We start from the raw sequence: 8,814 nt of genomic DNA, 5'->3' as shown, positions 1-8,814 counted from the left end.
CCCGGCGGCACAGTACCACGTAAATACCAACACCAAAGAAATAAAACAGAACTTCAAGGAAGAGGAGAAGAATTTTCAGGATGTAGTGATTGCCGGCCGTTTGATGAGCCGCAGAATTATGGGAAAAGCTGCGTTTGCTGAGATCCAGGACCACGAAGGACGTATTCAGATTTACGTTAACCGCGACGAAATTTGTACCGGCGACGATAAAGTGATGTACAACGAGGTGTTTAAGAAATTGCTCGACATTGGCGATATCATTGGCGTAAAAGGACATGCTTTTATCACGCAAATGGGCGAATTAACCATTCATGTTACTGAATTTACAGTGCTGAATAAATCGTTGCGCCCCTTGCCGATTGTAAAAGAAAAAGACGGCAAAACCTTTGATGCTTTTACCGATCCGGAACAGCGTTACCGCCAGCGTTACATCGATTTGATTGTTAACCCTGAAGTGAAAGAAACGTTCAAAAAACGGACAATTATATACAACACCATGCGCCAGATGTTTAATGAGTATGGTTATCACGAGGTGGAAACACCGATTTTGCAGCCGATTCCGGGAGGAGCTGCTGCGCGTCCGTTTATTACGCACCACAATGCGCTGAACATGCCATTGTATATGCGTATTGCCAACGAACTTTACCTAAAACGACTGATTGTTGGTGGTTTTGAAGGCGTTTACGAATTTGCCAAAGATTTCCGTAACGAAGGAATGGACCGCACCCACAACCCGGAGTTTACCGTGATGGAAATTTATGTGGCCTACAAAGACTACAAATGGATGATGAGCTTTACCGAAGAAATTTGTGAGCGTGTGGCCATGGCATTACACGGAACCACAAAAGTTCAGTTGGGCGACAACATTATCGATTATAAAGCACCTTACCCACGTGTTACCATGGCCGAGGCTATTTTGGAGCACACCGGTTACGATATCAACGGTAAGTCGGAAGATGAGCTGCGCGATATCTGCAAAAAGCTCGATATTGAAATCGACGAAACCATGGGTAAAGGAAAACTGATTGACGAAATATTTGGCGAAAAATGTGAGGGCAACTACATTCAGCCAACCTTTATTACCGATTACCCGAAAGAAATGTCGCCGCTTACAAAAATGCACCGCGACAATCCGGAGCTTACCGAGCGTTTTGAGTTGATGGTAAACGGTAAAGAGCTGGCAAATGCCTACTCGGAGCTGAACGACCCAATCGATCAGCGCGAACGTTTTGAAGACCAGCTGAAACTTTCGGAAAAAGGTGACGACGAAGCCATGTTTATCGACCAGGATTTCCTGCGTGCACTGGAATACGGTATGCCTCCTACATCGGGAATGGGAATTGGAATGGACCGTTTGACTATGTTTATGACCAACAGCCCGTCGATTCAGGATGTGTTGTTTTTCCCGCAAATGAAACCGGAGAAAAAAGCAGTGGAACTGACCGAGGACGAAAAAGCAGTTTTTGAACTGTTGAAAGCGGAATCGCCAATAGAACTGAATGCGCTAAAAGAAAAAGCCGGGCTTAGCAACAAAAAATGGGACAAAGCCATTAAAGGCCTCACCAAAAAGAAGGTAGCTAAAGTTGAAAATACCGATGCCGGTTTGTTGGTAACTGCGCTGTAGGGTGCCAAGGAAAAAGGAAAAAGTAGAAAGTTGAGTCCGTTAAAACGGACGAAATCCCGATCGAAGCATCGGGCGTAAAAATATAGGAGCCTCTTCGTCTTTTCGGAGGGGCTTTTTTTTGTTTGAGAAAGTCCCAATATTCAATTCCCAATATCCAAATTTTGAAGATTGGGAGTTGGGAATTCTACATTGAATATTTTTGGGATTCGTGGTTCTGGGGGTCACTCAATTCGCATCAAGACGAATATAATTACTGCAATATAGAAACCAGAAAAAAGCCTTTCTGTAAACAAACAGAAAGGCTTTTTTAGCTACAGGCAATGCACGGTTTATTAACTTCGAACCAATTTCCCCAACGCTTCTAACAGTTGCGGTTTATCTTCCATGGCAATTTTCGCCACGGCGTAAAATTCACTCATCCAGTCGTCCATTCTTTCAAATGCTGCGTCTTTGGCTCTTGTTGCCTCCTGCGATTCGCCTTTTTCCCTAAGGTATTCACCACGGGCAGCCTCCAAATCGGTAATCAGGCTCATTGCGTTAGTTATGTCTTCGGCTGTAATCTTAAGCCGTAGCAATTTTGCCTGAATTTGAGGATCTCTACCCGCCACATTATAAAATCGTCTCATCGTTTCCAACCATTTTACGTATGCTTTTGGCAACCTGCCTGCAATGCCAAGTTGCTCCAATAGTAGTGGTTCGTTTCGGAAAATAACCTTTGCCTTTTTTCGGTGCAAGCGATAAATGGCGTCGAGTTGTTCTTTTAAAGTTTTAAAAGTTGCATAGGCTTCCGAAGTTTCATCGTCTTCTGTTTTGTTTAAGTCGAAAACCTGGCGGGTTGCGGCCAAAAGTGTTTTACCTTCGGCAATTACTGTTGTATCGTAACCAAATTCGGCCATGCCTGCAGCCATCTCAGGTTGAATTTCGACATTTGTTAACGATACGCGATACTGCTCGAGGGCTTCTGCCTCGGTAAGTGCTTTAGTTGTCATTTCAATTAATTTTAAGGTTTACATTTATATTTATCTACTCTTTTTGAGTGATTGCCTGTTGCTTAACCAACCTTTCATGCTCCTATTCATTTCCCATTCGTTTTTCCCCGTTGCCGGTGCATTTTTACCCGTCGCCCGTGCATTTTTACCCGTTGACCATGCGTTTCTAACCGTTGCCCACGCGTTTTTACCTGTTGCCCATGCACTCCTTAGCGTTGCCCATGCACTTCCTTAGGTTGCCCGCGTGTTTTTTTTGCTTTCCCGGGGTTTTCTCTAAAATTTTGTATGCTTATTTTGCCTGGGCGATGCTTATTTTTGATTCGTTTTTGTTAAATACTGTCGTCAATTTATGGAATAGGAATCACTTATCCAAATATTTTTATGCACTTGTGCTCAGTATAACCCCCGACAGCCAAGAAAAACAACCATAATTAAGAACACGCCGGCCTGATGGTTAAGCTTCGATAGTTTTGAATAAAGAGTATTCTGTATTAAGAGAAGACATGTGTTTTTACAAGAAGTTTGTTGATTGTTTGAGTTTAAAGTATTGCTTTTCGGGAGAAGTACAAAAAAGGGCAACATTAAATGTTGCCCCCTTAATACGTTCTCAAAATTTCATTACAACGAGTCCCAACCGTCTTCCATGTCTTCAACAGTCATATCTGTTCCCCAGGGATAGAAACGGAGTTGTAAGAGTTTCAAACCATCGTTTTCATATTTCCAGTATTCTCCTTCCAGTAGATCATCGAAGATCGGAATACGAACGTGGAATGTTAACGTTTCATCCAATCCATCAATTACTCCATCACCATTTGTATCTTCGTAGGCTACAAGTATCTCATAAACAACCGAAAGCAACTCAGCAGTAACATTCTGGTAAGTTTGTTTGCCTTTTAATCTTTCAAATTCAATAGGATTAGGAATAAATTCGCCCCACGCAATATAAAGAGCCTCTCCATACACATCAACAAGATTTTCCCAAAGTCTGACTGTCTTTTTGTCTTCAGCAGCAGCAATAAATTCCGCCAGGTCCGAAAGAGTGGCCATTGTGGTAATAGTGGCTCCGGTCAGTGGTTTACCCAGCTGACGGGCATAAACCGAATATTCAGTTTCAGTATCATACCCCCATGGAAGCTCGGTAACATAAGGCTCAAATCCCGGGTGAGGAAGCTGGAATAAAGCACCATCTTCATCTGTTCCGTTTTTGTCCAACACGGCAAAGGTTTCTCCTTCAGGAGCTTCTTGCAAATGAATTTCGCTTGTGCCATACAAATCAACAAAAATCACCCCTCCGGCAGCAATATCATTCATTGTTTTATCGGCCACCCCAATAATGTTGAGATTAAAGTGTTCGCCAACGAGTTTCATTCCGTCATCTGCAACGGATTTCAATGCTACATCGCCTTCCAACTCGACGACAGGATCAGTTTTTTCACATGCTGCAAATAGTGCAACAATTAAGGTCAGTAAAAAAAGTTTTTTCATAATTTAAATTTTTGTGTTAATAAATGAAGTTATAGATTCCCCATGGGGGATATTGAATCATTCAATAATATCCTCCTGATTGTAATTTACATGGTATATTTCGCCTACATCCAGGCAAAATTACACAACCAGAAAAGTGTATAGTAATTCTACTTTTTGGAACTAAGCTTCTACTTAAAAAAGTATGACTACATTTTATGAAATTTACGGTTTAACGAAATCAGAAGTTTGGTTTCTCATATTTATGATAACACAGTTATCGCACAACTCTATTGAGTTAGTCCCCTATTTTTTATCGATAATACCCAAAATGGCCAAGTCTGCATCCAAAAGCATTGCTTCTAGGATCAACAATTTACGTCCTTTGAAACTAAAAAACAAATTTTTCAACTACTTATCAACAGTCCGACACCCTGCCCCTTTTTTACTAATTCATATTTTATGTTTATTCCAGAAAACACTAAAATTTCAAAACAAACGCCAATTCCGTTTTTTAACAAATCTCCCTACAAATATGTTAGCTAATTATGTTTATTTCTTTTTGTTCAACCAATAATATCAACTGGCACATTTTCATGCGATTAACAAGCAATACCACCACTTAATCTTAATTATTTTTGTATTTGTACTCATATCACGGCACACATATCACCCAGATAAACAAGTACAAACACGCATACAACACCCCGACTTTTTAAATTCGCACCAAGGCCTTTAAACAGGTAGCCTAACTTGTGGAACTCAATACCTTGGCCTCCGTATACAAAACCATTCTAATGAATTAATCTTAAATCACAGGTCATGAAAAAAATCGTAGGTATAGCAGCGGCTTTTCTGCTGTTTGGCTTATTTGCCGGCGCACAAACCATCGAAAAAGGAAGTCTTATCAGTATCCACACCATCGAACTTACCGCACACCAAAACATTCCGGTTGACCGGATAATCAATTTTCTTGAAAACGAACTCTATCCGGCTTTTGCAAAGGAACTGGGTTGCGACATTAAACTGATGAAGGGATTAAACCGGGAAACCGAGAACAAAATTGGCGTGGTCTATTACTATTCGTCAAAACAACATTTTAACCGGTTTTGGAACGACAACGGCGACCCCACCGAAGAGGGGAATAAAGCATTAAGCCATGTGGAACATTTAAGGGTGGAATTCAGAGAATTGGGCGAATCAAAAATTTTAGCCATCCAGGACTGGAGCGTTAATTAAACAAACAGATGTAACCCTTGGTTTTGTATGCTTTACACCATATTCAATTCTTTTGAAAGCCGTTCATTTTCGCGTAATTTTATTCGGATAAAATCTTTTTAACGGATTAAATGTTATTTAGATATGGAATACCGGGATTTAAATAAGGACTTTCATTTGAAATTAAGTGCCGAGTTTAAGCGCATCGATCAGCTTTTTGAGCAATTTCATCGCCATTTTATTCGCGAGCAGTTGCTTATAGCCAACGAATATTCGGACTTAAACCTGCCAAAAGATGAATTAAACAAGGCGCTAAAACAATATGCCGCCCACTTGTTTAATTGTGCCGACTCGGTAGCCGACAAGGATGAAAACTACAACGAAATACGATTGGCGCTGGAATTGGAATCTATCTCACGTGCAACGGATAAATATCCTTTGCGTTTCCGGGAATCGGAATTTGCCCAACGAACACATCAAAAAGCCAAAGAGTTGTTGATTCATTTTTTCCCGGAACTCATGGAGCTCTCGGCCAACGGATTTCGCCTTCTTGAGAAGTTTAGTCTGTTCTATAACCTCGATTTCATTTCGGTACTGGAAGAAAATAAAACAGCCATTGATTAGTAGAACTTCTTTCTCCGATGATTAATATGCGCTGCTTTTCATGCCTCGTATTGTTTTTGGGCATATTCATTATCGGCAAAAATATTTTATATTGTAACAGGCAGGCCTCTTTAGCTCAGTTGGTAGAGCAGCTCATTCGTAATGAGCAGGTCGCGGGTTCAAGTCCCGTGAGAGGCTCTTTTCTCACTATCTTTTACCGGTCGCGGGCCCTGACGTTTCAGTCAGGATGCTGATCAAGGCATCAGCATTCAAGTCCCGTGAGAGGCTCTTTTCTCTCCATAACTTAGTAATTTAGAACAAAGAATTAGTCCAATACGATAAGTAAACTTTTCAAGTTTTGGAGTAAGACAATAAAAAAACCGAAGTCATTTGCCTTCGGTTTCCCAATTTTCCAATTTATTATGTCGTTCTATTTTCTTTTGCCGTGATAGTCGTAAAGAACTTCCTCAAACTCGGCATTTACTGCATCATCCGGGTTATATTCCGGTGAATCTTTAATGGCTTCTTTTGTCATATCAACACGGGCTTCACGATCCGAGAAGCTAATCTTATCGATCACTTCAATCGGAAGAATTACTTTTTTACTCCAGGGGAATAAATTATTCGTGTCGACCACAAAGTACAGAATTTGCCAGTCGGTGTCGTCAATAATCAAATCGGAAATATGTCCGAATTTGTCATCGGTGGCGTTAATTCCATAACCTTTAATCTCGTTAAAACTGCGCAAACTAGTATCAATGTCTTCTTCCTTAATTACCTTACGTGGTGCTCTGAATGCTACGCCCGGGTAAAAAACAACTTCGTTTCCGGCAAATGCGGCTGAATCGACCATCCAATACGGATATTTGATTCCGTAATAATCGGCCAGTTTTCGCTCGTAAATTCGCGATACCGGCATGTCGAAACTTAAGTTTGGCGACCGTTTAATATTGTCGACACTCAAGTTAATTTTGAACGTCTTTTCTTCCCAATCGGGCTCTCCAAGGAAATTATAGGGCACCAATACCCTGTTCGCCTTAAAGAAATTTCCCAGGTCAACTTCCACATACCGTATTATCCAACTCTTTTCGTCGAATAAAAAATCATTTACTTTTCCTTCATCTCCATCCTTTGCCCTAACGGAGTATCCTATCAATTCTCTTAAACTACGTTTCATAATACCAGATTTTATATTTTGTTGTGCACTATTGCACGCTATTTCCCTGAACAGTTCTTATCCCTTACGATTTATAGCTATCGCTTTGCTTTTAATACTAATTCCAAAGATGTTCCACAATACGCCACACAATAAATCAACACATCTTACAAAGCCTGAAATACTGACACTTACGCCAACGGTATAGGTTTATAAAACAAGAATAAATATGAATTTACTGTGGAAAAATGTCACAACAAGTGTGGAGAATTGTTACTGATCGATAAGAATAGTAACGGAAAAACGAAAGCACCCGGCAACTTACATGATGCAATAATTACAAGCGGTTTTAAGAAAGATGTTTTTGAAAAGGGGGCAGAAATCCATATAACAGATTTTCACAAATCCGTTTCATAGCCAAGGATAGCATTTCAACGAGTGACGATTAAACAGAAATTAATGATTTTGTTTCACATCAAGGTAACTTCTGTACATCATTATAGAGATCGCCATCAGAAATAAAATACCATAAATAATTACTGCCATAACTTTTTGTTTTAAAGTATAGATGTGGTTACGGCCTAATACAGCAGTTGTTTCGCTCTAAATGTGATAGTTATCAAAAGCCGATTGTTAATATGTAGCAAAATATTAGTGATTAAGAAGCTTAAAAACAGTGTGGTGAAATAAGTACAGACTTCCCCTCTTATGGCATTTACTCCATTCAATCAGTGGTATTTCCCGGGTGCAGCCCCATACCAAAATACTTTTAGCTATGTTTTACATCCCGATAGCATAAAATCAATACTGCAACGATTATAGCTATCACGACGCTTCCATAAAGAAAAATTGCCATAATAACTGGTTTTTAAACTATTAACTATTTCAACTGCTCTACAAGGCAACACGGTTTGCCCTGCAAACAAATCCTCTTCCAACACTACTTTCATAATATTTCGTTTATGTCAAGTCAATTAGTTATACGCAAAAAACATGCAAAAAGATTACCTTTTCGTCTTTTTTAGAATATTAATATAAGGACGTAAAAAAAATTATTTAATACATGTTAGGGAATTTCAACCGGACAAACGTTTGTTGAACCTGGTTAATATGAAGTGCTGTAATTTAATTTGTTTTATTTATCTCGTGGCGGACGCAGCAAGCATAAACAGTTGTTAAAACAGTTTATTAAACGATCGGAGCAACTGTCACTCCGAAAGGCTTGCATTCCGGTTTATAAAATACGATAGCTATCCGCGAGATTAATTACGTATTGAATAACAAGCTTTCCTCAACATAAAAACTTGAGCCTTTTTCAGAATCTATTTCTGATAAGGCTCATTTTTTTTAGTCGTCTTAAAGTAGGTTAAATGACGTTAAAGATAAATGCTAAATCTCTTGGCAGAGGTTATTAATATGCGACAATTCTATTCTACTGCTACCTATAGCCTTTTTTAGCACATTTTACATATGTACCGGGCTCTAAAACGTATTACCCTTTTTTTGTAGCTAACAACCGTGTTTCGCCGTTTTATTTTAGGATCCCCACATTTATCCTCGGGACTTCACTTTATTCCATAAAAAAACCTGGCTCCTCTAAAGGAACCAGGTTCTAATTTAAATTGGCAGCGACCTACTCTCCCACTTTACGCAGTACCATCGGCGCTGACGGGCTTAACTTCTCTGTTCGGAATGGGAAGAGGTGGTGCCCCGTCGCTATAGCCACCTAAAATCTTTCGTTCGTCAGTCCTGACATTTAT

The 8,814-nt window shown here is 39.8% G+C and carries 7 protein-coding genes, 1 tRNA gene and 1 rRNA gene; 4 read left to right on the top strand and 5 right to left on the bottom strand.

Going from position 1 to position 8,814, the window contains the following annotated elements; translation table 11 throughout:
- Positions 1 to 1,624: lysine--tRNA ligase (lysS, locus tag ABZB17_RS16850; RefSeq protein WP_372651799.1), on the top strand; the 1,624-nt coding region annotated here is incomplete at its 5' end.
- A gap of 332 nt (positions 1,625 to 1,956) precedes the next feature.
- On the opposite strand, the gene ABZB17_RS16845 is transcribed toward lysS, so the two are convergent.
- Positions 1,957 to 2,613, bottom strand: coding sequence for a hypothetical protein (locus ABZB17_RS16845; RefSeq protein ID WP_372651797.1), 657 nt, complete (start codon positions 2,611 to 2,613; stop codon positions 1,957 to 1,959).
- Positions 2,614 to 3,231: 618 nt separating this feature from the next.
- Positions 3,232 to 4,098, bottom strand: a complete 867-nt coding sequence (locus ABZB17_RS16840) for a hypothetical protein (RefSeq protein ID WP_372651795.1) — start codon at positions 4,096 to 4,098, stop codon at positions 3,232 to 3,234.
- An 801-nt stretch (positions 4,099 to 4,899) separates the two neighbouring features.
- On the opposite strand from ABZB17_RS16840, the gene ABZB17_RS16835 reads away from it, so the two are divergent.
- From ABZB17_RS16835 to ABZB17_RS16825, 3 genes are all read left to right on the top strand, one after another.
- A complete protein-coding gene (locus ABZB17_RS16835; RefSeq protein WP_372651793.1) occupies positions 4,900 to 5,316 on the top strand; it encodes a hypothetical protein in 417 nt (138 codons plus the stop codon).
- Positions 5,317 to 5,439: 123 nt separating this feature from the next.
- Positions 5,440 to 5,919, top strand: a complete 480-nt coding sequence (locus tag ABZB17_RS16830; protein WP_372651791.1) for a hypothetical protein — start codon at positions 5,440 to 5,442, stop codon at positions 5,917 to 5,919.
- A gap of 104 nt (positions 5,920 to 6,023) precedes the next feature.
- Positions 6,024 to 6,096, top strand: a tRNA-Thr gene (locus ABZB17_RS16825).
- A gap of 232 nt (positions 6,097 to 6,328) precedes the next feature.
- On the opposite strand, the gene ABZB17_RS16820 is transcribed toward ABZB17_RS16825, so the two are convergent.
- The 3 genes from ABZB17_RS16820 to rrf all read right to left on the bottom strand — a co-directional run bounded on the left by ABZB17_RS16820 (position 6,329) and on the right by rrf (position 8,784).
- Positions 6,329 to 7,075 carry a PRC-barrel domain-containing protein gene (locus tag ABZB17_RS16820; protein WP_372651789.1) on the bottom strand — a complete coding sequence of 249 codons (747 nt, stop codon included), beginning with the start codon at positions 7,073 to 7,075 and terminating at the stop codon, positions 6,329 to 6,331.
- A gap of 752 nt (positions 7,076 to 7,827) precedes the next feature.
- Positions 7,828 to 8,004 carry a hypothetical protein gene (locus ABZB17_RS16815; RefSeq protein ID WP_372651787.1) on the bottom strand — a complete coding sequence of 59 codons (177 nt, stop codon included), beginning with the start codon at positions 8,002 to 8,004 and terminating at the stop codon, positions 7,828 to 7,830.
- A 670-nt stretch (positions 8,005 to 8,674) separates the two neighbouring features.
- Positions 8,675 to 8,784: ribosomal RNA gene (gene rrf, locus ABZB17_RS16810) — 5S ribosomal RNA — on the bottom strand.
- Positions 8,785 to 8,814 lie beyond the last annotated feature (30 nt).

Origin of the sequence: Draconibacterium sp., from assembly GCF_041583095.1 — a bacterium.
Taxonomy (GTDB): domain Bacteria; phylum Bacteroidota; class Bacteroidia; order Bacteroidales; family Prolixibacteraceae; genus Draconibacterium.
Note: the sequence above shows the minus strand (reverse complement) of the source record. Positions and strands in the feature narration are given on the sequence as shown.

What these genes read in the sequence shown, in the direction of transcription:
- ABZB17_RS16845 (WP_372651797.1), bottom strand. Translation starts at nt 2,613, where the DNA reads ATGACAACTAAAGCACTTACCGAGGCAGAAGCCCTCGAGCAGTATCGC.
- ABZB17_RS16840 (WP_372651795.1), bottom strand. Translation starts at nt 4,098, where the DNA reads ATGAAAAAACTTTTTTTACTGACCTTAATTGTTGCACTATTTGCAGCA.
- ABZB17_RS16835 (WP_372651793.1), top strand. Translation starts at nt 4,900, where the DNA reads ATGAAAAAAATCGTAGGTATAGCAGCGGCTTTTCTGCTGTTTGGCTTA.
- ABZB17_RS16830 (WP_372651791.1), top strand. Translation starts at nt 5,440, where the DNA reads ATGGAATACCGGGATTTAAATAAGGACTTTCATTTGAAATTAAGTGCC.
- ABZB17_RS16820 (WP_372651789.1), bottom strand. Translation starts at nt 7,075, where the DNA reads ATGAAACGTAGTTTAAGAGAATTGATAGGATACTCCGTTAGGGCAAAG.
- ABZB17_RS16815 (WP_372651787.1), bottom strand. Translation starts at nt 8,004, where the DNA reads ATGAAAGTAGTGTTGGAAGAGGATTTGTTTGCAGGGCAAACCGTGTTG.